General features: G+C 74.1%; 20 protein-coding genes. 13 read left to right on the top strand and 7 right to left on the bottom strand.

Annotation, left to right across the window (positions count from 1 at the left end; all coding sequences use genetic code 11):
* Nucleotides 1–62 precede the first annotated feature (62 nt).
* On the top strand, nt 63–1,145 hold the full coding sequence (manB, locus tag JS756_RS17945; protein WP_205384122.1) for a mannose-1-phosphate guanylyltransferase: 1,083 nt from the start codon (nt 63–65) through the stop codon (nt 1,143–1,145).
* Nucleotides 1,146–1,397: 252 nt separating this feature from the next.
* Here manB and JS756_RS17940 read toward each other — a convergent pair whose 3' ends face one another.
* The 4 genes from JS756_RS17940 to JS756_RS17925 form a co-directional block, all read right to left on the bottom strand.
* Nucleotides 1,398–2,408, bottom strand: a complete 1,011-nt coding sequence (locus JS756_RS17940) for a DNA-3-methyladenine glycosylase family protein (protein ID WP_205384121.1) — start codon at nt 2,406–2,408, stop codon at nt 1,398–1,400.
* 374 nt (nt 2,409–2,782) lie between these two features.
* The gene (locus tag JS756_RS17935) at nt 2,783–4,093 is read right to left on the bottom strand and encodes a coenzyme F420-0:L-glutamate ligase (protein ID WP_205384120.1); all 1,311 of its coding nucleotides are present in this window, start codon (nt 4,091–4,093) and stop codon (nt 2,783–2,785) included.
* On the bottom strand, nt 4,090–5,049 hold the full coding sequence (gene cofD / locus JS756_RS17930; RefSeq protein WP_205384119.1) for a 2-phospho-L-lactate transferase: 960 nt from the start codon (nt 5,047–5,049) through the stop codon (nt 4,090–4,092). The genes JS756_RS17935 and cofD overlap by 4 nt, the downstream gene beginning before the upstream one ends.
* A 33-nt stretch (nt 5,050–5,082) precedes the next feature.
* The gene (locus JS756_RS17925; protein ID WP_205384118.1) at nt 5,083–5,589 is read right to left on the bottom strand and encodes a cysteine dioxygenase; all 507 of its coding nucleotides are present in this window, start codon (nt 5,587–5,589) and stop codon (nt 5,083–5,085) included.
* 735 nt (nt 5,590–6,324) lie between these two features.
* Here JS756_RS17925 and JS756_RS17920 point away from each other — a divergent pair.
* The 3 genes from JS756_RS17920 (at nt 6,325) to JS756_RS17910 (ending at nt 12,030) form a co-directional block, all read left to right on the top strand.
* Nucleotides 6,325–6,588 (top strand): WhiB family transcriptional regulator, encoded by a 264-nt coding sequence (locus tag JS756_RS17920; RefSeq protein WP_003975777.1) that lies wholly within the window; start codon nt 6,325–6,327, stop codon nt 6,586–6,588.
* 190 nt (nt 6,589–6,778) lie between these two features.
* Nucleotides 6,779–10,516 (top strand): glycosyltransferase family 2 protein, encoded by a 3,738-nt coding sequence (locus tag JS756_RS17915; RefSeq protein ID WP_205384117.1) that lies wholly within the window; start codon nt 6,779–6,781, stop codon nt 10,514–10,516.
* Nucleotides 10,513–12,030: a DUF5719 family protein gene (locus JS756_RS17910; RefSeq protein WP_205384116.1), complete on the top strand. Its 1,518-nt coding sequence runs from the start codon at nt 10,513–10,515 to the stop codon at nt 12,028–12,030. The genes JS756_RS17915 and JS756_RS17910 overlap by 4 nt, the downstream gene beginning before the upstream one ends.
* A gap of 236 nt (nt 12,031–12,266) precedes the next feature.
* Here JS756_RS17910 and JS756_RS17905 read toward each other — a convergent pair whose 3' ends face one another.
* The gene (locus tag JS756_RS17905) at nt 12,267–12,716 is read right to left on the bottom strand and encodes a metallopeptidase family protein (protein ID WP_205384247.1); all 450 of its coding nucleotides are present in this window, start codon (nt 12,714–12,716) and stop codon (nt 12,267–12,269) included.
* Between the two features lie 296 nt (nt 12,717–13,012).
* Between JS756_RS17905 and JS756_RS17900 the strand changes: the two genes are divergently transcribed.
* From JS756_RS17900 to JS756_RS17875, 6 genes are all read left to right on the top strand, one after another.
* Nucleotides 13,013–13,435 (top strand): DUF3499 domain-containing protein, encoded by a 423-nt coding sequence (locus tag JS756_RS17900; protein WP_205384115.1) that lies wholly within the window; start codon nt 13,013–13,015, stop codon nt 13,433–13,435.
* 113 nt (nt 13,436–13,548) lie between these two features.
* Complete coding sequence (locus tag JS756_RS17895) at nt 13,549–14,913, top strand: phosphomannomutase/phosphoglucomutase (protein WP_205384114.1); 1,365 nt, start codon at nt 13,549–13,551, stop codon at nt 14,911–14,913.
* A gap of 146 nt (nt 14,914–15,059) precedes the next feature.
* The gene (locus tag JS756_RS17890; RefSeq protein WP_205384113.1) at nt 15,060–15,230 is read left to right on the top strand and encodes a Trm112 family protein; all 171 of its coding nucleotides are present in this window, start codon (nt 15,060–15,062) and stop codon (nt 15,228–15,230) included.
* 305 nt (nt 15,231–15,535) lie between these two features.
* Entirely contained in the window at nt 15,536–16,663 is a 1,128-nt protein-coding gene (locus JS756_RS17885) for an SIS domain-containing protein (protein WP_205384112.1), read from the top strand.
* Between the two features lie 141 nt (nt 16,664–16,804).
* Nucleotides 16,805–17,956, top strand: a complete 1,152-nt coding sequence (gene manA, locus JS756_RS17880) for a mannose-6-phosphate isomerase, class I (RefSeq protein ID WP_205384111.1) — start codon at nt 16,805–16,807, stop codon at nt 17,954–17,956.
* Between the two features lie 149 nt (nt 17,957–18,105).
* Entirely contained in the window at nt 18,106–19,086 is a 981-nt protein-coding gene (locus tag JS756_RS17875; protein WP_205384110.1) for a cation diffusion facilitator family transporter, read from the top strand.
* Nucleotides 19,087–19,168: 82 nt separating this feature from the next.
* Here JS756_RS17875 and lepB read toward each other — a convergent pair whose 3' ends face one another.
* Entirely contained in the window at nt 19,169–19,858 is a 690-nt protein-coding gene (lepB, locus tag JS756_RS17870; protein ID WP_205384109.1) for a signal peptidase I, read from the bottom strand.
* Between the two features lie 461 nt (nt 19,859–20,319).
* Here lepB and ahcY point away from each other — a divergent pair, with 461 nt between their 5' ends.
* Both ahcY and JS756_RS17860 read left to right on the top strand, forming a co-directional pair.
* Entirely contained in the window at nt 20,320–21,777 is a 1,458-nt protein-coding gene (gene ahcY, locus JS756_RS17865) for an adenosylhomocysteinase (protein WP_205384108.1), read from the top strand.
* A 214-nt stretch (nt 21,778–21,991) separates the two neighbouring features.
* Nucleotides 21,992–22,606 (top strand): hypothetical protein, encoded by a 615-nt coding sequence (locus JS756_RS17860; RefSeq protein WP_205384107.1) that lies wholly within the window; start codon nt 21,992–21,994, stop codon nt 22,604–22,606.
* 32 nt (nt 22,607–22,638) lie between these two features.
* On the opposite strand, the gene JS756_RS17855 is transcribed toward JS756_RS17860, so the two are convergent.
* Complete coding sequence (locus JS756_RS17855; protein ID WP_205384106.1) at nt 22,639–23,718, bottom strand: RDD family protein; 1,080 nt, start codon at nt 23,716–23,718, stop codon at nt 22,639–22,641.
* Nucleotides 23,719–23,850: 132 nt separating this feature from the next.
* Here JS756_RS17855 and JS756_RS17850 point away from each other — a divergent pair, with 132 nt between their 5' ends.
* Nucleotides 23,851–24,858, top strand: coding sequence for a stage II sporulation protein M (locus tag JS756_RS17850; RefSeq protein ID WP_205384105.1), 1,008 nt, complete (start codon nt 23,851–23,853; stop codon nt 24,856–24,858).
* Nucleotides 24,859–25,227 lie beyond the last annotated feature (369 nt).

Genomic DNA, 25,227 nt, shown 5'->3' with positions numbered 1-25,227 from the left:
CTGCATACACTGGCCGGCCGAAAGACAGTTCGGCCGGTCCCGGCAGGAAGCAGAGGCGACAGGTGACAGAAGCCATCCTCCTGGTCGGCGGCAAGGGAACCCGGCTGCGTCCGCTCACCGTGAACACGCCCAAGCCGATGGTCCCGGCCGCCGGGGTGCCGTTCCTCACGCACCAGCTGGCCAGAGCGAGAGCGGCGGGCGTCGAGCACATCGTCCTCGCCACCTCCTACCTCGCCGAGGTGTTCGAACCGCACTTCGGTGACGGGTCGTCACTGGGCCTGCACCTGGAATACGTCACCGAGCGCGAGCCGCTGGGCACCGGCGGCGCCATCCGCAACGTGTCCTCCCGCCTCCGCTCGGGCCCGGACGACCCGGTCCTGATCTTCAACGGCGACATCCTCACCGGACTCGACATCAAGGCCCTGGTCCGCACCCACGAGTCGACCGGCGCCGACGTCTCCCTCCACCTCACCCGCGTCACCGACCCCCGGGCGTACGGCCTGGTCCCCACCGACGAGACGGGCAGAGTCCTGGCGTTCCTGGAGAAGCCGCAGACCCCCGAGGAGATCGTCACCGACCAGATCAACGCGGGGGCGTACGTCTTCCGCCGCTCGGTCATCGACGCCATCCCGGCGGGCCGCCCGGTCTCGGTGGAACGCGAGACCTTCCCCGACCTGCTGTCGGCCGGCGCGCACCTGCAGGGCATGGTCGACTCCACCTACTGGCTGGACCTCGGCACCCCCGCCGCCTTCGTCCGCGGTTCGGCGGACCTGGTCCTGGGCCGCGCCCCGTCCCCTGCGGTGCCCGGCCGCTGCGGCGACCGGCTGGTCCTGCCCAGCGCCAGGGTCGCCCCGGACGCCAAGCTCACCGGCGGCACGGTGGTGGGCGAGGGCGCGTCCGTGGCCGGGGGCGCGCGCGTCTTCGGTTCGACGATCCTGCCCGGCGCCGTCATCGAACCCGGCGCCGTCGTCACCGACTCCCTCATCGGCACCCGCGCCCGCGTCGGCGAGCGCACCGTCCTGACGGGCACGGTGATCGGCGACGGCGCGGTCGTGGGCGCGGACAACGAACTCCGCGACGGAGCCCGCATCTGGTGCGACGCCCGTATCCCCGCGGGCGCGGTCCGCTTCTCCTCCGACCAGTAGCAGGCACCCCACCCGGTCGACGGGCCCCTCCCCACAACGGCGGTCGCGCTGCTCCCGCCGGCGCTCGGAACCACGGGCGGGGCGTCGCCTCGGCGGGGCGGTCACGTCCGCCCGCGCCACGGCTCCGGCCCCCCGGCGCAGCACACCCGTCCCGCTTCCCGGCTGCCGCCGCCCGCGGCACCGGGGAGGCGGCGGGCGTCCGACGCCGACCCCGGCCGGTCGCGCACCGTGCGCCGCCGGCCACCGGGTCGGTCACCAGCGGCCGATGTCCACCCGCGGCATCCGCGGCGCCCGCCGCGCCGGTACCTTCCCGCTCAGCAGGATCAGCCGGGCCGCCCGGTGCCGCTGCCCCGCGTACGGCTCCAGCAGACGCAGCATCACCGCGTCGTCCGCGTCCCGGTCCCCGGCCAGCGCCCAGCCCACGATCCCCGGCAGATGCAGGTCCCCGACCGTCACCGCGTCCGGCGCCCCGTGGCTGCGCTGCACGGTCTCCGCCGACGTCCACGGCCCGATCCCCGGCACGACCTCCAACCGGGCCTGCGCGGCCTCCGGCGCCATCCCGGCCGTCTCCTCCAGCCGGGCGGCGACCCGGACGGCCCGCAGGATCGTCGACGCCCGCTTGTCGTCGACGCCGGCCCGGTGCCACTCCCAGGAGGGGATCAGCGCCCACGCCCGCGGCTCCGGCATGACGTACATCCGCTCGGGCGCGGGCCCCGGGGCGGGTTCGCCGTACGCCCGCACCAGCAACCGCCACGCCCGGTACGCCTCCCCGGTGGTGACCTTCTGCTCCAGGACCGACGGGATGAGCGACTCCAGCACCAGTCCGGTCCGGGTCAGCCGCAGCCCCGGGCGCCGGTGCCGGGCGAGCGCGACGACCCGGTGCCGCGGTGCGAAGGCCGACGGGTCGTCGGAGGCGCCGAGCAGCTCCGGCAGGCGTTCCAGCAGCCACTCCGCTCCCGGCCCCCACGCCTCGCCGCGCACCGCACCGCCGGCCCCGGCGACCCGCAGCGTCCCCGGCCCGGCCGGGGTCCGGGCGGCCCGCCACACCGACCCGTCGGGCATCGCCCGGAACGTCGGATCCCCGGTGCCGCGCCGCAGCGGCCCGAGCACCAGGTGCAGGTCCAGCGGCCCGTCCGGGGCCCAGGTCCGCACCCGCCCCGGTCCGCCGCCGTACGCGGCCCGCGAGCGTGCAGGCCCGGGAACGGGAACGTCCCCGCCGCGCACGGTCGTACGCGTGGGCCGGGGGGCGAAACGTCCTGCCACGAAGGGGTTCCCGATGAGGTCGAGTGGTCCGAGCGGTCGGAGAGGTGCCCTACGAGATTAAGGGCTGCCCGGCGGATCATGCCGGGGGGCGCAGGTTCCGGCACGCCGTCCCGCGGCGTCGTCGCGGTCTGCCGGCGCTCCGCGACGACGCCTCCCCCGGTGCGGTCGGACCGGCCCGACCCCGCTCACCAGCGGGGAGCGGCACCCCGGTTCCGCCGACGCGATCCGCACGACGGGCGCCGGCGCGGCAACCGGACGGGGCGAGCGCGCCACGGCCCCCTCCGGTGGCGACAGCGGGCGCTCGCCCCCGGGAACAGCGGATCGACGGCGGGACGGGCGGCCGCGCTGCGCCGACGCGCACCGTCCCGCTCGCCTCAGCGCACCTCGATGAAGGCGCCCGCCTCGCGCTCCGGCCGGGCCCGGGGCTCCTCCGCAGGGTGCCCGACGGCCACCGCGCCCATCGGGTCCCACTCCTCGGGCAGCCCCAGCACCTCGCGCACCACGTCCCGGCAGAACATCGTCGACGACACCCACGCCGACCCCAGCCGCTCCCCGGCGAGCGCCACCAGGAAGTTCTGCACGCCCGCGCCCGCGGCGACGACGAACATCTCCCGCTCGGCCGCGTCCCGCCGCGCGTCCCCGTAGGTGTGCGAGCCGTCCGTCACCAGGCACGGCACCACCAGACAGGGGGCGTTGCGCAGCACGTCCCCGCGCCGCACCCGCTTGGCGACGGACTCCTCGCTCTTGCCGTCGCGCCGCAGGTCGGCGACCCACGCGTCGCGCATGGCGTCCAGCAGCCGGGTGCGCGCCCCGGCCGACTCCAGCAGCACGAACCGCCACGGCGTGGTGTGGTGCGGCGCCGGGGCGGTCACCGCCGCAGCCACCGCCCGGCGCACGGCACCCGGATCGACGGGCTCGTCGGTGAAGGACCGCACCGTGCGGCGCTGGGCCACCGCGAGCCGCACGGCCTCGGAGGTGCCGAGCCGGAACATGTCGTCGCGGGCGCCGCGCACCATGGCCCGTGCGCCCTCCCCGCCGTCGTCGGCCACCACGTGCGGCAGCCCCCGCACCACCGCGACGGGGCGCCCCGCCGCCTTGCCCTTGACCAGGTCGCCCGCGGCGGCGAGCTCGTCCGCGGTCGCCACGACGGTCGCGCCGAGCGGATTGCCGTGCGCGTCGGTGCCCCCGCGCAGATCGTCCAGGACGCGCACGCCGGCCGCTCCGATCGCGACGTCGGTGAGCCCCGCTCGCCAGGGCCGCCCGAAGGTGTCGGTGACGACGACCCCGACGTCGACGCCGAGCGACTCCCGCAGCCCGTCGCGGATCGCCCGCGCGGAGGCGTCGGGATCCTCCGGCAGCAGCAGCACGGTCCCGGCGGGTGTGTTGGAGGCGTCGACCCCGGCCGCGGCCATCACCAGGCCCTGCCGGTTCTCCACGATGCGCAGGGGGCCGCGCCGGGCCACCACCCGCACGGTCTCGGCGTCGATGGCGGCCTCGCGGTCGGCGGCCCGCACGATCCGCCCCTCGGCCTTGGAGACGATCTTCGAGGTGACGAGGACGACGTCCCCGTCGGTCAGCCCCGGTTCAGCGGCGGAGATCAGCTTGGCGAGGTCGTCGCCGGGCTGCACCTCGGGAAGACCGGGCACGGCCCACACGCGGTAGCCCTCGGTGGGGGGCGTGCTCATGCCGCCCGCACCTCCTCGGCCAGCGCCAGCGCCTCCCGCGCCATCCGCGCGGTCGCCTCGACGTCGGTCATCATCAGCGGCACGGCCCGGCAGCGGATGCCGGCGGCCTCCACCCGCTCCACGGCCGCGGCGTCCACGGTGTCGACGAGCCAGCCGTCCAGCAGTCCGGAGCCGTAGTGCTCGGCGACCGCGGCGGCCGTGGCCTCGACCCCGACGGCCGCGAGGACCTTGTCGGCCATGCCGCGCACCGGCGCGTCCCCGACGATGGGGGAGAGGCCGACGACGGGCACCCCGGCCTCGGCGATGGCCTCGCGGATACCGGGCACGGCGAGGATCGTGCCCACGGAGACGACCGGGTTCGAGGGCGGGAAGAGGATCACGTCCGCCTCGGCGAGCGCCTCCAGCACACCCGGTGCCGGTTTGGCCTGCTCGGCGCCCACCGGCACGATCGCCTCGGCGGGCACCGAGGCGCGCAGCCTGACCCAGTACTCCTGGAAGTGGATCGCCTTCTGCTCGCCGTCGATCTCGACCGCCACGTGCGTCTCCACCCGGTCGTCGGTCATCGGGATCAGCCGCACGCCGGGCTTCCAGCGGTCGCACAGCGCCTGGGTGACCGCGCTGAGCGGATACCCGGCGCCGGTCATCTGCGTCCGCACGATGTGCGTGGCGAAGTCCCGGTCGCCCAGACCGAACCAGCCCGGGCCCACGCCGTACGCGGCGAGTTCCTCCTTCAGGTGGAAGGTCTCGTCGGCTCGCCCCCAGCCCTGCTCCTCGTCGATGCCGCCGCCCAGCGTGTACATCACCGTGTCGAGGTCCGGGCAGACCTTCAGCCCGAAGAGGTGAATGTCGTCGCCGGTGTTGCCGATGACCGTGATGTCCGCGTCCGGCACGGCCCGTTTCAGACCGCGCAGGAACCGTGCACCACCGATGCCCCCTGCCAGAACCACAATGCGCATGGGGCAAGTCTGGCAGGCGGGTACGGCAACGTGTCAGGCAGTCACCGGGCGCGGCCCGCGGCTCGCCCGGCAGTCGGGCGCGGAGTGCATCGGCATCTCGGTGAGTCCGGGGAAGTAGACGTGGAGGCTGACCGCCGGCTCCAGGGTGTCGTTGACGACCTCGTGCACGGAGCCCGGCGCCGACACGCGCTGCGCGCCCGCCGCCAGCGCGCGCGTGCCGCGCCCGGTGCGCTCGGTCAGGGTGCCGTCCAGGACGGTCAGCACGCCCGAGGACCGGCCGTGGTCGTGCAGTCCGCTGCCCTGCCCCGGCACCCAGGACAAGAGCCACACCTCGTAGCCGGGGCCGGTGCGCAGCCGGTGGTACCAGCGGGTGGTCGCGTCGTACTGCACGAGGTGCTCCCACCGGGAGCGGTCGGAGGCGAGAGCGCGGGCCAGGCCGGCGAACTCGGCAACGGTGGCCGGGTGCTCGCGCGGCGGCTGGAGCAGGTGCGGGACTTCGAGGATGTCCCCGGCGATCTGGAGGTCGCTGTCGCTGTTCATGGATGCGTGGGTTCCTCGGCAGAAGTGCGGATGGGGGGTGGCCGTACCGTCGGCCCGGGTCGCGGGCGGCAGGGGTGCCCCGTGGGGAGGGGAAGGGGGTGGAGCGGGCCGGGTCGCGGTGGACCCGGCGGCAGCCGGAGCGGAGGTGGAGGGCTCAACAGCTGGAACAGCAACAGCTACAGCGAGCGCGGGCAGCACCGTGGGACCCGGCGGTGCGGGTCGAGGTGAGCGCCAAGTTCGCGAGCATGCCCACAAGGACAGCGGCTCACACCTTCACTGTCAACTCGGCCCCGGCATGTGGGACGTCTTTCACCCCTTCCGGTTCATCTGCGAGACGAAAGGTTTGTTCACCCGGTCGCCGGGACACATGGCGCACAACCGGGCGGGCAAGCCCCGTTGCGATCTCGTGATCCGACTGTGATCAGGTTCGCATCGCCGCGCGTGTCGGAACGGGATCGAACGCTCGGGCGTCCTTCTCCGTACAGGGTTCGCGTGGGCTCCGCGCGGACTCTCTGCGGTCCGGAAGCCCTTTCGGGCCTCGTCGCTGCGTCAAGGTTTATGGCGATTTGAACACTTTCCGCTCGGCCTTGGTTCCGCAGAGTGAATAAGGGGCCCAATAGCAGATCTCAGCTTGACTCGCCCGGAGCAGCACACTTGTAATTTCACTCGTGTCGTTCAGCCGGAATCGGTAACGGCTACATCACGGGGACGCGGAAAGACAGACGAGGGGCGCACATGACCGAGCTGGTGCAGCAACTGCTGGTCGACGACGCGGACGAGGAACTCGGCTGGCAGGAGCGCGCGCTGTGCGCCCAGACCGACCCCGAGTCCTTCTTCCCCGAGAAGGGCGGCTCGACCCGGGAGGCCAAGAAGGTCTGCCTGGCTTGCGAGGTCCGCTCCGAATGCCTCGAGTACGCCCTCGCCAACGACGAGCGCTTCGGTATCTGGGGAGGTCTGTCCGAGCGGGAGCGGCGCCGGCTGAAGAAGGCCGCCGTCTGAGCGCAGGGCACGAAGCGCGACGCGCGAACGACACGGAGGCACTGATCCAACGGCCCGGCGCAGGTGGGTTGTCCACAGGCGGCGGGCCGTCGTCATGGTCAGCCGATAGTGTGGCGCTCGTCCGAGACGCCCGCCGCCCCATGGGGCACGGGTGTCCACCGCAGTCCACCGAACCGGGGCCCGTACCTCGATGTCCGTGCACAGCCACACGGCAGCGCGCCAAGACGCCGCTGCCACACCCGAGTTCCCGCGCCATGTGGTGACCGCGGTCCTCGTCTCCCACGACGGCGCCCGCTGGCTGCCCGACGCGCTCGCCGGGCTGGCCGGCCAGGTGCGGGCCGTCCAGTTCGCCCTGGCCGCCGACACCGGAAGCGCCGACGACTCCGCGCAGCTGGTCACCGACGCCCTCGGCCCCGACCGCGTCCTGCACCTGGCCCGCCGCACCGGCTTCGGCCAGGCCGTCGACGAGGCGAACCGCTCCGCCCCGGTCCTCACCCCCGAGGAACTGCCGTACCTGAAGCGGCCCAGCGGCTGGGACCCGGCCACGCGCACGTGGCGCGACGACGCCTACGACATGCCGGAGCTGCCGCACGGCGAGCCGATCCAGTGGCTGTGGCTGCTGCACGACGACTGCGCCCCCGAGCCCGACGCGCTCGCCGAGCTGCTGCGGGTCGTCGACCGGGAGCTGGAGCTCGGCCGCGACGACGTGGCCGTCGTCGGCCCCAAGCTGCGCGGCTGGTACGACCGGCGCCAGCTGCTGGAGGTCGGCGTCACCATCGCCCACTCCGGCCGCCGCTGGACCGGCCTGGACCGACGCGAGCAGGACCAGGGCCAGCACGACCACGTCGGGCCCGTGCTGTCGGTGTCCACCGCCGGCATGCTGATCCGCCGCGACGTCTTCGAGGAACTCGGCGGCTTCGACCGCCGGCTGCCCCTCATGCGCGACGACGTCGACCTGTGCTGGCGCGCCCACACCGCCGGCCACCGCGTCCTGATCGCCCCCGACGCCGTCGTACGGCACGCCGAGGCGGCCTCCCGCGAGCGCCGTGCCGTCGACTGCGCGGGCCGCACCACCGCGTCCCCGCACAAGGTCGACAAAGCCGGCGCCGTCTACACCCTCCTCGTCAACACCCGCACCGCCGTACTGCCCTGGGTGCTGCTCCGACTGGTCCTCGGCACGCTGCTGCGGACCGTCGCCTACCTCGTCGGCAAGGTCCCCGGCCAGGCCGTCGACGAGATCCGCGGCCTGCTGGGCACCCTCCTGCGACCCGGCCGGATCATCGCCGGACGCCGCAGGCGCGGCCGCCCGGCCGTCGACAAGGCCGAGCTGCGGCCGCTCTTCCCGCCCCCGGGCGCCACCGTCCGCGCCACTGTCGAACAGGCCGCGGGCAACTTCTTCGGCGGCTCCGACCCGGAGGTCTCCGCCGGCGGACGCCACGGCGGCGGCCTGGAGTCCGGGCCCGGCGGCGACGACGCCGACTTCCTGGAGATCGAGCAGTTCGCCCGCCTCAAGCGCATCGCCCGCAAGCCCGGCCCGGTGCTCTTCCTGGTGCTGCTGTTCGTCTCCCTCGTCGCCTGCCGCAACCTCTTCGGCGACGGCGCCCTGGCCGGCGGCGCCCTGCTTCCGGCCCCCGCCGACGCCTCCGCGCTGTGGTCGCGCTACCTCGACACCTGGCATCCCGTCGGCGCCGGCGGCACCGCACCCGCCCCGCCCTACCTGGCGATCGTCGCCCTGCTGGCCTCCGCCCTGTTCGGTTCGACCGGCCTCGCCGTGACCGTCCTACTGGTCTGCTCGGTGCCGCTGGCCGGCTTCACCGCGTACTTCGCCTCCCGCCCGCTCGTCGAGTCGCGGCTGCTGCGCGCGTGGGCGGCCGTCGCGTACGCCTTCCTGCCGGCCGCCACCGGCGCCCTCGCCGACGGCCGGATCGGCACCGCCGTCCTCGCCGTCCTGCTGCCGCTCGTCGCCCGCGCCGGCATCGCCGCGAGCGGCCTGGCCAACCCCACCGGCACCCGCGGCAGTTGGCGCGCCACCTGGGCGTATGCGCTGCTGCTGACCGTCACCACCGCCTTCACGCCGGTCGTGTGGCCCGTCGCGCTGCTGCTGGGTCTCGGCGTCCTCGGCGTCCGCCGCACCGACATCGCCGCCTACGGGCTGCGTTTCGTCGCCCAGCTCGGCACGCCCCTGCTGGTCCTCGCACCCTGGTCGCTGACCCTGCTGCCGTTCGGCTTCCTCACCGAGGCCGGCCTGCCGGGCACCGCCTCGCCCGCCTCCGCCCTCGACCTGCTCGGAGCCAGCCCCGGCGGGCCCGGCACGGTCCACGGGATGATGCTGCTCGGCATCGTGCTGGCCGCGCTCGCCGCGCTCCTGCGCGCCGAACGCCGGCAGGCCGTCCGCACCGCCTGGGCGGCCGCCCTGGTGGGCCTCGTCCTCGCCGCGCTGTCCAACCGCTCCGCCTGGGCCGGCCCCGCCACCCTCGTCTACGGCATCGCCCTGCTGTCCGCGGCCGTCATCGGCGCCGACGGGGCACGCGCGCGGGTCGCCGAGCAGAGCTTCGGCTGGCGCCAGCCGGTCGCCGCCCTCATCGCCTTCGCCTCCGCCGCGGGCCCGCTGCTCGTCGCCGCGGGCTGGATGATCGGCGGTGCCGACGGCCCGCTGGAGCGGCGCGACCCGGTCCAGGTCCCCGCGTTCGTCGCCGAGGACGGCAACAACAGCGACCAGGCCCGCACCCTCGTCCTCGACAGCGACTCCGCGGCCCACGTCCGGTACATGCTGGTCCGCGGTTCCGGCGCCCGCCTCGGCGACGCCGAACTCGCCGCGGCCGACGGCGGCAGCGAGCAGCTCGACACGATCGTCGCCAACCTCGTCGCCGGATCCGGTGCCGACCAGGCCGACGAGCTCGGCGGCTTCGCCGTCCGCTACGTCCTCGTCCACAAGGGCGCGCCCCGCGAGATCACCCGCGTCCTGGACGCCACGCCCGGCCTGAAGCGGCTCAGCCAGCAGGACGGCAGCGCCCTGTGGCGCGTCGACCGGCAGGTCGCCCGCGCCGCGATCGTGGCCGCGGCGGCAGGCGCCGACGGGGCGGACGGCGCGCAGAGCCCCGTGCAGCCCCAGACGGTCGCCGCGGGCCCCGTGGGGATCCACACCGACATCCCGTCGGGCGCAGCAGGCCGGGTCCTGCGCCTGGCCGACACCGCCGACGACGGCTGGACCGCCACCCTCGACGGCAAGCCCCTGACCTCCACCACGGTGGACGGCTGGGCGCAGGGCTTCGAGCTCCCCACCTCCGGCGGCAGGCTGGACGTCGTCCACGACGACACCTTCGGGCACACCGCCTGGTTGTGGGCGCAGGGCGCCCTCGCCGTCGTCCTCGTCGTCCTCGCCCTGCCGGGCCGCCGCCGCGACATCGACGACGACCTCCCCGAGGAGCCCGTCGTCCCCGCCCAGGCCGTCGCCGGCGAGGGCCGGCGGGCCCGCCGCCTGCGCGCCCAGGCCGAGGCGGAGGCCGAGGCCGCCGGTGACGCGGACCCCGCCCCACCGGTCCCGCCGCAGGAGCCCCCGGCCGCGGTGCCGCAGCAGCCTTCCCACGGAGAGTGGGACACCGCCGGCTACGCGGGATCCCCCGAGTACGGCGGCTACGGCGGCGAGCAGTACCAGGGCGCCGCCCAGCAGTACCCCGAGGGCGGCGTGTACGACCCCGCCGATCCCTACCGGGCCGACGCCCACCCGTCGGACGGGTACCAGGCCGACCCCTACCAGGCGGGCCAGTACGACCCGTACGCGTACGGCGGCACCGCGCAGACGGCCGGATACGACGGGACGCCGTACGCGCAGCCGTACGACCAGGGCTATGACCCGACCGCGTACGACCCGGCGCAGCCGCACCCCCACGGCACCGGCAGCGAGCGCCCCGACGGGAGTCAGCAGTGAACCGCACCACCCTCTCCCTGATCGCCGCGACGGCCGGTCTGGTCGCCGTGACGTCGGTCGCCGCGCTCGTCACCCCGGACGCCGCGGGCGCGGACACCGAGGGGACGGCCACCCGGCGGCCCGTGCAGCGCACCACCCTGCTCTGCCCGGCGCCCAGCAGCTCCGACGTCGCCGAGACGTCGTACACGTCCTTCACGCCCGTCACCCGGGGCGCGGAGGGCTCCGGCACGGCCCAGCTCCTGGCCGCCACCGAGGAGACCCCCGACGGCACGGCCGCGGGCAAGAGCTCCAAGGACGCCAAGACCGGCAAGAAGAAGACCGCGAAGCCGGTCCTCACCCCCGAGGACCCCGGCAAGCCCGCCGCCGGGGACGCCTCGGGCGCCGACGCGCCCGCGCTCGTCGGCACGGCGGAGGGGAAGTTCGCCCCCGGCTGGACCGTCCAGGCCACCACCGAGGTCTCCGTCGGCACGGGCCGCGGCCTGCAGGGCGTCACCTGCACGTCCGCGGACACCGCGTTCTGGTTCCCCGGTGCCTCCACGGCCGCCGACCGCACGGACTACGTCCACCTCACCAACCCCGACGACTCCGCCGCCGTCGTCGACGTCGAGCTCTACGGCAAGGACGGCGAGCTCAAGACGACCGCGGGGGAGAGCATCACCGTCGCGCCGCATGCCGACGAGCCGATCCTCCTGTCCACGCTCACGGGCGAGAAGCAGGACGACGTCACCGTCCACGTGAACGTCCGCAGCGGACGGGTGGGCGCCGCCGTCCAGGCTCTCGACGACAAGCTCGGCGGCGACTGGCTGACCGCGTCCACGGACCCGTCCGGAAGCCTCGTCCTGCCCGGCGTCCCCAAGGACGCGACCTCGGTCCGCCTGATCGCCCTCACCCCGGGCGACGACGACGCGGACCTGAAGGTGCGGCTGGCCTCGGCCTCCGGCGCGATCACCCCGGCCGGGCACGAGTCGCTGCACCTGAAGGCCGGCATGACCACGGCCGTCGACCTCGGCGACGTCACGCGCGGCGAGGCGGGCTCACTGGTGCTGACCCCGACGGGCCGGTCCGTGCCGGTCGTCGCCGCGCTGCGCGTGGTGCGGGGCAAGGGCGACAAGCAGGAGACGGCGTACATCCCGGCGACCGCCCCCGTCGGCGCGCGGGCCACGGCCGCGGACAACCGCGCCAAGGGCACGACCCTGTCCGTCACCGCACCCACGGCCGAGGCCAAGGTGAAGATCACGGCCTCCGCGGGCAGCGAGGCGGGCACCGCGGCCACCCAGACGTACACGATCAAGGCCGGCACCACGCAGGACATCCGGCTCCCGGCACCCTCGGGACTGAAGGGCACGTACGCCCTGACCCTGGAGACCGTCTCCGGCGGCCCGGTCTACGCCTCCCGCATGCTCTCGGAGACCGAGGGCGGCGTCGTCGGATTCACGATCCAGACCCTGCCGGACGACCGCGGCACGGTCGCCGTCCCGGACGCCCAGCAGGACCTGTCGGTGCTGCAGAAGTAGACCCGAGCCGCAGAGCCGCACAGCCACATGGGCAGAGGCGACCGAGGCAGGGTCGCGCAGACGGGGGGAGTTCGCGGGCGTACGCCCTGCGGCGCCCGCCCCCTGCACGCGACCCGCCCCCTGCACGCGACCCGCCCCCTGCACGCGACCCGCCCAGGGTGCGCGGCGCACCCGCGCCTCGGCCCGTCCCGGGCCGTACGTCCGGCACCGGGCCCCGCTTCCGTGCCGGGCGCCGTTCAGTCCTCGCCGTAGCGGGGGTCCACGGTCTCCGGCGTCAGGCCCAGGAGGTCGGCGACCTGCTCGACCACCACCTCGTGCACCAGCGCCGCCCGTTCGTCGCGTCCCTTGGTGCGGATCTCCACCGGCCGCCGGTACACCACCACACGAGGCCGCCGCCCGTCGCGCGCGGGGATAGACCCGCCCAGCGGCACGGCCTCGTCGTTCCACGGGCCTGCCGGCCCGTCCAGCCGGGGCACCTCCAGCACGAGGAAATCGATCTCGGCGAGCTGCGGCCACCGGCGCTCCAGCCGTTCCACGGAGTCCTGCACCAGGTCCGCGAACGCCTCCGCCCGGCTCATCGCGAGCGGTACCTGCGGTGGCGCGATCGGCCCGCGCATGCCCCGCCCGTGGCGATCACGACGGCGGGGCCCGGGGCCGGCGGCGCGGGGCGGTACGGGGTTCTCCATCACTGGTGAAGGGTAATCCTCGGCGCCCCCGGGCGCCCCGCCCCCACGCGCCATCCCGGCCACCGGCCGGACCCTGTTCACGGCCTTTCGTCCGATGACCATTTCAGCCAAGGTCGGGCTCGAATCCGTATCCCTCCAGGACCGCGGATCTCAAGCCGATTGACGGTGTTTGTACCGAGTGATGACCGTCCGGAAAGTCACCCGTCCCCCAGGGGACTGGTGTCGGTGCAGGTCAGCGGGGTATGACTGGAGCGTCATCGGCGGCGTTTCACAGCACGACACGGTGGGGTGACCTGGTGGAGAGTCGTCGCGGCCCGCTCAAGAGTGCGGTACCGTCCAACGTCGTGAGCCCTGTACGTCGCTGTTCGCGCACCGCCTGCGGCCGACCCGCCGTGGCGACGCTGACGTACGTCTACGCCGACTCGACCGCGGTCCTCGGCCCGCTCGCCACCTACGCCGAACCCCACTGCTACGACCTGTGCGCCGAGCACTCCGAGCGCCTGACCGCCCCCCGCGGCTGGGAGGTCGTCCGTCTCCTCGACGGCTCCGCCCCGGCCCGGCCCAGCGGTGACGATCTGGAAGCGCTCGCCAACGCCGTGCGCGAGGCCGCCCGCCCGCAGGAGCGCGCGGCCGAGGCCGCCGGCGGGGCACGCGCCGCGGACCCGATGGAGGTCGCCCGCCGCGGCCACCTGCGGGTGCTGCGCTCGCCCGACAACTGACCTCCCCGGCCGCCGTCGACGCCGTCCGGGCGGAACAGCACCCGCGCCGCACCCCGTTCCGGTACGGGCGGGTAGTTTGTGGGCACCGACAGGACTTTTCAGGAAGGTTGGCCGTGGCTGCTGATCTGTCGCAGATCGTGAAGGCGTACGACGTCCGCGGCGTGGTCCCGGACCAGTGGGACGAGTCGACGGCGGAGCTGTTCGGGGCCGCGTTCGCCGAGGTGACCGGCGCGAGCGCGATCGTGACCGGCCACGACATGCGCCCCTCGTCGCCCGGCCTGTCCGGCGCCTTCGCGCGCGGGGCCGCCTCCCGCGGCGTCGACGTCACCGAGATCGGTCTGTGCTCCACGGACCAGCTCTACTACGCCTCGGGCGCGCTGGACCTGCCGGGCGCCATGTTCACCGCCTCGCACAACCCGGCGCGGTACAACGGCATCAAGATGTGCCGCGCGGGCGCCGCCCCCGTCGGCCAGGACACCGGCCTCGCCGAGATCCGCGCACTGGTCGAACGGTGGATCGAGTCGGGCGCACCGGAACCCGTCGCGGTCCCGGGCACGGTCGGCCGGCGCGACACGCTGGCCGACTACGCGGCCCATCTGCGCACCCTCGTCGACCTGACCTCCATCCGCCCGCTGAAGGTCGTCGTCGACGCGGGCAACGGCATGGGCGGCCACACCGTCCCGACCGTCCTCGCAGGCCTGCCGCTGACCGTCGTCCCCATGTACTTCGAACTCGACGGCACCTTCCCCAACCACGAGGCCAACCCGCTCGACCCGGCCAACCTCGTCGACCTCCAGGACCGGGTCCGCGCGGAAGGCGCGGACCTCGGCCTGGCCTTCGACGGCGACGCCGACCGCTGCTTCGTCGTCGACCAGCGCGGCGAACCGGTCTCCCCGTCCGCCGTCACCGCCCTCGTCGCCTCCCGCGAACTCGCCCGCAACGGCGGCCGGGGCACGATCATCCACAACCTGATCACGTCCTGGTCCGTCCCCGAGGTCGTGCGGGAGAACGGCGGCACGCCCGTCCGCACCCGCGTGGGCCACTCCTTCATCAAGGCGGAGATGGCCGCCACCGGCGCCATCTTCGGCGGGGAGCACTCCGCCCACTACTACTTCAAGGACTTCTGGAACGCCGACACCGGCATGCTGGCGGCCCTGCACGTCCTGGCGGCCCTGGGCGAACAGGACGGCCCGCTGTCCGAGCTGGTCGCCCAGTACGACCGCTACACGGGATCCGGCGAGATCAACTCCACGGTCGCCGACCAGGCCGCCCGGATCGCCGCCGTCCGCGCCGCGTACGAGGGACGCGCGGACGTCACGCTGGACGAGCTCGACGGGCTCACCGTCACCGCAGCCGACTGGTGGTTCAACGTCCGCCCGTCCAACACCGAACCGCTGCTGCGCCTGAACGCCGAGGCGAAGGACGAGGCCCTGATGGCGAAGGTGCGCGACGAGGCCCTGGCCGTCATCAGAGGCTGACCGGACCCCGCCCCGGGACGGACCGGCACGCCCGGCCCGGCGCCCTCGCCCCGACCCCGCCGCGCGGCCCTCACCGGCGGTACGCTGACCAGGCACGACCGCACACGTACCGACAGCCCCGCACGTCCGCCCCGAAGGGACACGCCATGCCGCTCGAAGCCGGCCTCCTGGAGATCCTCGCCTGCCCGGCCTGCCACGCTCCCCTGGAGGAGGAGGACGCCGAGCTGGTCTGCACCGGTCAGGGCTGCGGCCTGGCGTATCCGGTCCGCGACGGCATCCCCGTCCTCCTCGTCGACGAGGCCCGCCGCCCGGAGTGACGTCCGTGGCCGCCGTACCCGGCCCGGACGGCCCGAGCCGCCGCCCGCGGCCGGGTACGGCGGCACCGGCGGCCCGGCCGGGGACCGCGCAGCCCGCGCGCCAACCGGTCCGGACGCCCCGCGGCCGCCCGCGGACCGCACCGCGCCGCCCGGAACCGCCGCGCGCAGGTCCCGGCGCGCGCCGGCGGCACGGCGCTCCCGGTGCGACCGCCCCGCGGGTTCCGGCTCACCCCTCGGGCCACCGACGGCCCCACGAGACCGGCACCCCGCCCCCCGACGACCCGGCGATCGGAGAACTGCCGACCATGCTCGACGAATCGCTGCTCGACACGCCGGAGGCCCTCGCCGAGGTCGACCGCCGCGCCCTGCTGCGCGGTGCCGCCGAGGCCGGTGCCCGTGTCCGCACCGCCGCCCGGCACGCCACCGAGGCCGGCGTCGGCGACCTGAAGCCCGACGGCCGCCCCCGGGCCGTCCTCATCGCCGGGCCCGGTGCCGCCGCGATCTGCGCCGCCGACCTGCTCGGCACCCTCGCCGGCGCCGGATGCCCCGTCATCCGCCTGGACCCCACCGGCGTCGCCCCCGCCGCAGGCGCCCTGCGCTGGGAACTGCCCGGCTGGGCCGGCTCCGTCGACCTGCTGCTGATCGCCACTCCGGACGGCTCCGAACCGTCCCTCTCCCTCCTCGCCGAGCAGGCCTACCGGCGCGGCTGCACCGTCGCCGCCGTGGCACCCGCCCGCTCCCCGCTCGCGGAGGCCGTCGCCGGCGCCCACGGCCTCTACGTGCCCCTCGCGACAGCCCCGTACGAGGAGGACGAACCCCTCGCGGCCTCCGCCCCCGGCGTCCTGTGGGCGCTGCTCACCCCGCTGCTGAGCCTCCTGGACCGCATCGGCCTCCTCGCCGCACCGCCCGAGGCCCTGCTGAAGGTCGCCGACCGCCTCGACCAGGTCGCGGAGCGCTGCGGGCCCGCCATCGCCGCCTACAGCAACCCGGCCAAGACGCTCGCCGCCGAACTCGCCGACGCGCTGCCGGTGATCTGGACCGAGGGCACCTCAGCCGGCCCGGCCGGCCGGCGCTTCGCCGCCGCGCTCGCAGAACTCTCCGGCACCCCGGCCGTCGTCGCCGAACTGCCCGAGGCACTCGCCGCCCACAGCGCCCTGCTCGCCGGAAGGCTCGCCGCCAGAGCCGACCCGGAGGACTTCTTCCGCGACCGCGTGGAGGAGACGCCCGCCCTTCACGCGCGCGTGGTGCTGCTGCGCGACCGTCCGATCGGCGGCCTCACCGCGGCCCCCGCCGCCCGAGAACTGGCCCTCAGCCACGACACGCCGATCAGCGAGCTCGACCCGGAGCCCGGCGGTGAGCTGGAGACTCTCGCGGAACTGATCGCCATCACGGATTTCGCCGCCGTTTACCTGGCGCTCGCCTCGCGCGCCTGATCCTGACGTCGACGCCCGGTGCCGTCCGCGGACGGCCCGGCCGTGCCCCGCATCCGCGGGCCGCGTCGACGCACGCAGGCCACCCGGTGCCGCGCGCGGGCCGCCGCCGCGCCGCACGTTCGAAGGAGCAGACGGAACCCCATGGACCGCCTCGACAACACCATCCGCCCCTACGCCTGGGGTTCCCCCACCGCCATCCCGCGGCTGCTCGGCGTCGAAGCGACCGGCGAACCCCAGGCGGAGATGTGGATGGGCGCCCACCCCGGTGCTCCCTCGCGCACCGGCCGCGGCACCCTCGCCGAGGTCGTCGGTGCCGACCCCGAACGGGAGCTCGGCGCGGCGGCACTCGCCCGGTTCGGCCCCCGCCTGCCCTTCCTGCTCAAGCTCCTCGCCGCCGGCGCCCCGCTCTCCCTCCAGGTCCACCCCGACCTGGAGCAGGCACGGCGGGGCTACGCGGACGAGGAGCGCCGCGGCGTCCCCGCCGACGCCCCGCACCGCACCTACAAGGACCCCAGCCACAAGCCCGAACTGATCTGCGCCCTCACCGAGTTCGACGGCCTGTGCGGCTTCCGCGCCCCCGCGAGGACCGCCGACCTGCTCGACGGCCTCGGTGTCGACTCCCTCAAGCCGTACGTCGACCTGCTGCACGCCCGGCCCGAGGAGGGCGCCCTGCGGGAGGTCCTCACCGCGGTCCTGACCGCCGACCGCACGGAGATGGCCCACACCGTCGCCGAGGCCGCAGCCGCCTGCGACCGCCTCGGCGGCGCGTACGCCCCCTACGCAGGCATCGCCCACCACTACCCGGGCGACCCCGGCGTCGTCGCCGCCATGCTGCTCAACCATGTCCGGCTCCAGCCCGGCGAGGCGCTCTTCCTCGGCGCCGGCATCCCGCACGCCTACCTCAGCGGCCTCGGCGTGGAGATCATGGCCAACTCCGACAACGTCCTGCGCTGCGGCCTGACGCCCAAGCACATCGACGTGCCCGAACTCCTGCGCGTCGTCCGCTTCGAGGCCGCCGACGCGGGCGTGCTGCGCCCCGAGGCGTCCCCGGACGGCGAGGAGGTCTACGAGACCCCCATCGACGAGTTCCGGCTCTCCCGGTACGTCCTGCCGGCCGCGGGCGCCGCCCACGACCTCACCCGCGCCACCCCCCAGATCCTGTTGTGCACCGCGGGTGCCGTGCGGGCGGGCGAGCACGATCTGACGCCCGGTCAGTCCGTCTTCGTGGCGGCCGGGGAGCGGGCGGAGGTCTCCGGCACCGGCACGCTCTTCCGGGCCACGGTGATCGTATGACCGTTCCCGCGGAGGACTGATCCGCCCGCACTCCTGCGTGCTGCAACAATGTCCCACCGGCAAAGGCCGGGCAAAGGCCGGCCGGGGCGGGTTCCGTGCCCCGGCCCAGGCTTCGGGGCGACTCGAGGGTGAAGGGACATCGCGGACACATGAGCGCGTCAGGCGGTACCAGGGCGATCGTGGCGGCACTCTCCGCCAACCTCGCGATCGCGGCTTCGAAGTTCGTGGCGTTCGCGTTCAGCGGCTCGTCGTCCATGCTCGCCGAGGGCGTGCACTCGGTCGCCGACTCCGGCAACCAGGCCCTGCTGCTCATCGGCGGCAAGAAGGCCGAACGCGAGGCGACCCCGCAGCATCCCTTCGGGTACGGCCGCGAGCGCTACATCTACGCCTTCCTCGTCTCCATCGTCCTCTTCTCCGTCGGCGGCATGTTCGCCATCTACGAGGGCTACGAGAAGATCAAGCACCCGCACGAGCTGGACAACTGGTACTGGCCGGTCGGCGTCCTGGTGTTCGCGATCGTCGCCGAGGGGTTCTCCTTCCGCACGGCCATCAAGGAGTCCAACGAACTGCGCGGCAAGCTGTCCTGGTCGCAGTTCATCCGGCGCGCCAAGGCACCCGAGCTGCCCGTCGTCCTCCTGGAGGACTTCGGCGCGCTCATCGGCCTGGCCCTCGCCCTCGGCGGCGTCGGCCTGTCCCTGCTCACCGACGACGGCGTCTGGGACGGCATCGGCACCGTCTGCATCGGCGCCCTGCTCGTCATGATCGCGCTCGTGCTCGCCGCCGAGACCAAGTCACTGCTGCTCGGCGAGGCCGCCGGGGTGGACGAGGTCAGGAAGATCGAGGCCGCGGTGGTCGACGGCGACACCGTGACCGGCATCATCCACATGCGCACCCTGCACCTGGGCCCGGAGGAACTGCTGGTCGCCGCCAAGATCGCCGTCCAGCACGACGACACGGCCGCCGAGGTCGCGTCCGCCATCAACGCCGCCGAGGCACGCATCCGCGAGGCGGTCCCGATCGCCCGGGTCATCTATCTGGAGCCCGACATCTACAGCGAGGTCGAGGCCGCCAAGGGCCCGGACCGCGAGGCCACGCCGGGCGGCCCGGTCCAGCATCCCGCCGAGCACTGACCCGCCGTCGACCCGTCGTCCGCCCGCCGTTTCGGAGGGGCCCGCCGAACACTCGGCCGGACCTCCGGACGGCTCCGGGCCGTCAGGCCCGCACCACCGGCGGCGGGGGCGGGACCGCGGCCCGAGGGCGGCGCCGGACGACCACGGCGGCGATCCCCAGACCGACGCCGACCAGGACCAGCACCACCCCCAGCAGCATCGCCGATCCGAGCACCACCGGGACCAGGGCGCCGCCGACGACCCGGCCCCGCACCGCGGACACGGGCAGCGTCCCACCGTGGTCGTCCGGGAAGACACGCGAGTCCCGGGAATTCGCCCGGTTGTCGCCCAGCAGGAACAACCGCCCCTCGGGCACCCGCACGTCGTAGGGCGCCAGACCGCCGTTCGCCGCACGGCCCCGGAGATACGGCTCCTGCAGCGGCGTGCCGTCCACGGTGACGCGCCCGCTCCCCCGGCCGCCGAGGTCGGTGCCGGTGCAGCAGGCGACGCGGTCGCCGCCGACACCGATGACCCGGGCCACGACGAGGCCGTCGAAGCCGTAGCGTTCCGGCGCCGTGAACACGACCACGTCACCGCGCCGCACCGTGCTCCCGTCGCCCCGCTCGTAGACGACGCGGTCACCGGTCCCGTAGGTCGGCGCCATGCTTCCGCCGTTCATGACGGCGCCGCCGTAGACGTACCGTCCCAGACCCGCACCCCCCAGCCCCAGCAGCAGGCCCACCAGCCCCACCGCGACCGCTGCGATTCCCAGTCCTCGCCCCTTGCCGGACATGTGCGTCCCCTCCCCGGGTCTTCTGCGCGGTGCAGAGCGTAGCGCCGGACACGAACGGGACGGTGCGGGGCCCGCGCCACCGCACACCCCTTCGCCCCTGGCCCCCGCCCGGCTCCCTGACAGCCCGCGCACGGCCGCGTCGCACCGCCGCTTCCGCGGCCCCCGCGGGACACGCCGGGCTGCGGGATCCGGGGGTCCGCCCCCGTCCGTGATCGGCGTGATCTGTTCGGAGGCGGACTGGGGGCGGCCGTGCGTACCGGTGTAGCTTGGAGGGGAGCCAGACGTCGCTGCTGATGGCGGTCGGGCGGTCCCGGAGCGGACCGGCCGAGGGAGAGAGGGCCTCCGACGGACTGCGCTGCGCGCATGCGGGCATGCCTGTGTCCTCCTCGGGCACCCCTGTCCCCGTGGCCGCGCAGACCAGCCGTACCCACCTCGACCCACACCCCGAGGAGCAGCTCGCAATGACGACTGTCGACAGCCGACAGGACTTCAAGGTCGCCGACCTCTCCCTGGCCGAGTTCGGCCGCAAGGAGATCACGCTGGCCGAGCACGAGATGCCGGGCCTGATGGCGATCCGCAAGGAGAACGCCGAGGCACAGCCCCTCCGAGGCGCCCGCATCACCGGCTCCCTGCACATGACCGTGCAGACGGCCGTACTGATCGAGACCCTGGTCGCCCTGGGCGCCGAGGTCCGCTGGGCGTCCTGCAACATCTTCTCCACCCAGGACCACGCCGCCGCCGCGATCGCCGTCGGCCCGAACGGCACCCCCGACAACCCGCAGGGCATCCCGGTCTTCGCCTGGAAGGGCGAGACCCTTCAGGAGTACTGGTGGTGCACGGAGCAGGCGCTGACCTGGCCGGACAGCCCCACCGGCGGCCCGAACATGATCCTGGACGACGGCGGTGACGCCACCCTCCTCGTCCACAAGGGCGTCGAGTACGAGAAGGACGGCGAGGTCCCCTCCGTCGACACCGCCGAGTCCGACGAGCACCGCGTCATCCTCGAACTGCTGACCCGCACCCTGGGCGAGAACCCCCAGAAGTGGACCCAGCTGTCCTCCGAGATCCGCGGGGTGACCGAGGAGACCACGACCGGCGTGCACCGCCTGTACGAGATGCAGCGCGACGGCACCCTGCTGTTCCCGGCGATCAACGTCAACGACGCCGTCACCAAGTCGAAGTTCGACAACAAGTACGGCTGCCGCCACTCCCTGGTCGACGGCATCAACCGCGCCACCGACACCCTGATCGGCGGCAAGACCGCCGTCGTGTGCGGCTACGGCGACGTGGGCAAGGGCTGCGCGGAGTCCCTGCGCGGCCAGGGTGCCCGTGTGATCGTCACCGAGATCGACCCGATCTGCGCCCTGCAGGCCGCCATGGACGGTTACCAGGTCACGACCCTCGACGAGGTCGTCGACCAGGCCGACATCTTCATCACCACGACCGGCAACAAGGACATCATCATGGCCGGCGACATGGCCAAGATGAAGCACCAGGCGATCGTCGGCAACATCGGCCACTTCGACAACGAGATCGACATGGCCGGCCTCGCCAAGGTCCCCGGCATCGTCAAGGACGAGATCAAGCCGCAGGTCCACACCTGGACCTTCGCCGACGGCAAGAAGATCATCGTCCTCTCCGAGGGCCGCCTGCTGAACCTGGGCAACGCCACCGGCCACCCGTCGTTCGTGATGTCCAACTCCTTCGCGGACCAGACCCTGGCCCAGATCGAGCTGTTCACCAAGCCCGACGAGTACCCGGTCGGCGTCTACACGCTGCCCAAGCACCTCGACGAGAAGGTCGCCCGCCTCCACCTGGACGCGCTCGGCGTGAAGCTCACCGAACTGCGCCCGGAGCAGGCCGCCTACATCGGCGTCGAGGTCGAGGGCCCCTACAAGCCGGACCACTACCGCTACTGAGCCGACCCCGCCCCGGCCCGCGGACCCTGCCCGTCGCGGGCGCGCCGTCCACCGGCACGCCCGCGACAGCAGGCCACGGGCCCCCCGCGGCACCGTCCTCCGAGGCAGGCCCCCGCACCCCCGTGTCGGGGGCCTGCCCCGTCGGCCTCACCGCCGGCCCGGCCGGCTCCACCGCGGTGACCGGACGTCCCGTCGAGATCCAGGACAGATCCTCATGCCCCGCGGTCGCTACGCGCTCCACGACCCGCACGACCACACCCCTCTCACCGAAGAGCACTTCCAGTGCGCCCCCGGGCCCTCCGGCTGGCGCTACGTCTCCCGGCTGACCACTCCCTCGGGCGATCACCACGGGTCCGTGGACCTGACCCTCGACGAACTGGGCCGCCCCCTCCGCCTGGAACTCCACGCGGCCGGCTGGCAGGTGCGCGGCGCCGCACTCGACGGCGTCACCTGGGTCCGCACCGATCCCACCGGCAGCCACGCCGACGAGGGCAACGTGCGCGCCCATGCCTTCACCGGCACGTCCCCCGCCTTCCTCGTCGCCACCACTCGTCTGCTGCGGCTCACCCCCTCCGCCTCCGCCACGCGCGTACGCCTCGTCGCGTTCACTGACCCGGTCCTCGCCCCCCGTACGGTCGACCAGTCCTGGGCCCTGGTCGGAAGAGAAACACACGCCACTGACAACGGCCCGCTGACCGTGGACGCATACCAGGTCACAGCCCTCGACACGGGCGAGCGGTATGCCGTGCACATCGCCGGGGACGTCGTTCTCTCCGCACCCGGTGTCGAGTTGGAGGACCTGGAGTCACCGCCGTCGTCCTTCGCCTGACCGCCTCCGCACGACAGGCCGACCGGGCCGCGTCACGCCGGCGGCACGAACCCCGTACCGGGCCCCGCCGTGGACCCCGCGCCCGCCCCGGAGGCCGGCGCCGACGCACGGCCAGGCACCCCCGCGGCCGGAGCCGTACCGGCGGCGAACGGCGGCACCCCCGGCGCGGGAGCCGCCGCCCGCGGCGCACCGGCCTGCGGCGCACCCGACGGCGACCCCTCCGTGGCCGGCACACCCGTCCAGGCCCGCGCACCACCCGTCCCGTGGACCTCGTGCACCCCGCTCGCCGCGGTAGGCCCGTAAGACCCCGGAGGCCCGTAGGACGCAGGCACCCCGCCGAACGCCGGACCTCCCCGCGCCCGACCGTCGCCGTAGGCCCGCCGCACCTCCCGCGCCTGCCGCTCCTGCAGCACCGCCGCCAGGAACGCGGCCGGCGGAACACCCTGCGGCGCCGGAGCACCCGTCAGCGCCACGACGTCGGCCGAGAGCCGCTCCGCCATCGACCAGCCGACCTGCGGGTCCAGCTGCTGCATCCGCGTCAGGTACTGCCGGACGGCCAGCCACAGCCCGTCCGGAACCGCCGACAGGTCGAGTTCGGTGAAGCGCCCGGCCAGCCAGGGTGGGGGAGGCGGCACGAAACCGGCCCGGGCCTCGGGAATCCGCTCCCGCACCACCAGCGTCCCCGCGAACACGTCACCGAGCCGCCGTCCCCGAGCCGACACCAGGGAGGCGACGCAGGCGATCACACCGAACGTCAGCAGAATCTCGACCACACCGATCGCGCCCCGCACCAGGGCGTGCCGGAACCGGATGGGGCCGCCGTCGTCCCGCACCACGCGCAGCCCGCACGCCAGCTTGCCGAGCGAACGCCCGTGGCTGAGTGTCTCCACCGCGATCGGGGTGCCCACCAGCACCAGCAGAAACGTCGCGATCGACACGGCGACCTGCGCGGCCTCGTCCAGGGACGCCGTGGCCATCACCAGGGCCACCGTCACCACGGTGTAGGCCACGACGGCCAGGATCAGATCGATCAGCACGGCCAGCGCCCTGCTGGGCAGCCTCGCCGGGCGCAGCTCCAGAGCCACCGCCTCGCCCGTCACCAGCTCACTCACGCCTGCCGTCCCTTCCCCTGACCTGCTCCTCGCTCCGCCAGTCTGCCAAGCTGTGGGCGCATCGCGCCGCAGTACGACAAGCTGACACTCCGGACGAGCCGCCGACGAACAGCCCCAGGAGCAGGCACACCGATGGACCTCGACGTCTTCGTCTCCGCACACCGAGCCGAGTGGGACCGCCTCGACGCCCTGCTCCGCCGCCGGCGTCGCCTCACCGGCGCGGAGGCCGACGAACTGGTCGTCCTCTACCAACGCACCGCCACCCATCTCTCCCTGATCAGGTCCAGCGCCCCCGACCCGCAGCTCACCGGCCGGCTGAGCAGGCTCGTGGCACGCGCGCGCAGCACCGTGACGGGAACACGGCGTGCCTCCTGGCGCGACGCCACCCACTTTCTGACCGCCGGATTTCCGGCCGCGGTCTACCGCTCGCGCCACTGGTGGGTACCCACCGCGATCGTCTCCACGATCGTCGCCGCCCTGCTGGGATGGTGGATCGGCACCCACCCGGAGGTGCAGTCGGCCATTGCCGCGCCCACCGAACTGCGCGAGCTCACCCGCCCCGGCGGCGAGTACGAGAGCTACTACTCGAGCCATCCGGCCGCCGCGTTCGCGGCCCAGGTCTGGACGAACAACGCCCAGGCCGCGGCGATGTGCCTGGTCCTGGGTGTCTTCCTCGGGCTGCCCGTGCTCTGGATCCTTCTCCTGAACATGCTCAACCTGGGCGTCGGGCTCGGCCTGATGTCCTCCGCCGGGCGCCTCGACACCTTCCTCGGCCTGCTCCTCCCACACGGTCTGCTGGAACTGACGGCCGTGTTCGTCGCCGCCGGGACCGGACTCCGGCTCGGCTGGACCGTCATCGACCCGGGGCCCCGCACCCGCAGGACCGCCCTCGCGGAGGAGGGGCGCGCCGCCGTCGGCATGGCCATGGGGCTCGCGCTGGTGCTGTTCGTGTCCGGCGCCATCGAGGGCTTCGTGACCCCCTCCGGCCTGCCCACCTGGGCCCGCATCGGCATCGGGATCGCCGCTGAGCTGGCCTTCCTCGCCTACGTCTACGTCCTCGGCGGACGAGCCTCCCGCACGGGGGACACCGGCGACCTCGAAGCGGCGGAGCGCAGTGCGACCGTGCCGACGGCCGCTTGATGTGCAAACACCCCCGCTGAGCTGTTAGTGTCTCGTTCGCCCCGGAGGAACCGTTGACACGGAGCCTGCGGGGAGGTAGATTCGAACAGTTGCCTGGAACCGGACAGAGTCCGGTCGGCGAGTTGGTATCTAGCCGCTTCCGAGATCGACGCCGACGCGTCACTTCAGAGGAAGCATTCTCCGAACAGACTCGGAAACGGACGACCCGTCAAACGGTCTGAAACTTCTGATAAAGTCGGAGCCGCCGGAAAGGGAAACGCGAGAGCGGGAACCTGGAAAGCACCGAGGAAATCGGGTCGGAAAGATCTGATAGAGTCGGAGACACCGAAGGGAAGCGCCCGGAGGAAAGCCCGAGAGGGTGAGTACGAA

The organism is Streptomyces actuosus, assembly GCF_016921115.1.
Lineage (GTDB): Bacteria > Actinomycetota > Actinomycetes > Streptomycetales > Streptomycetaceae > Streptomyces > Streptomyces actuosus_A.
This window is presented reverse-complemented; position numbering and strand designations above follow the sequence as displayed.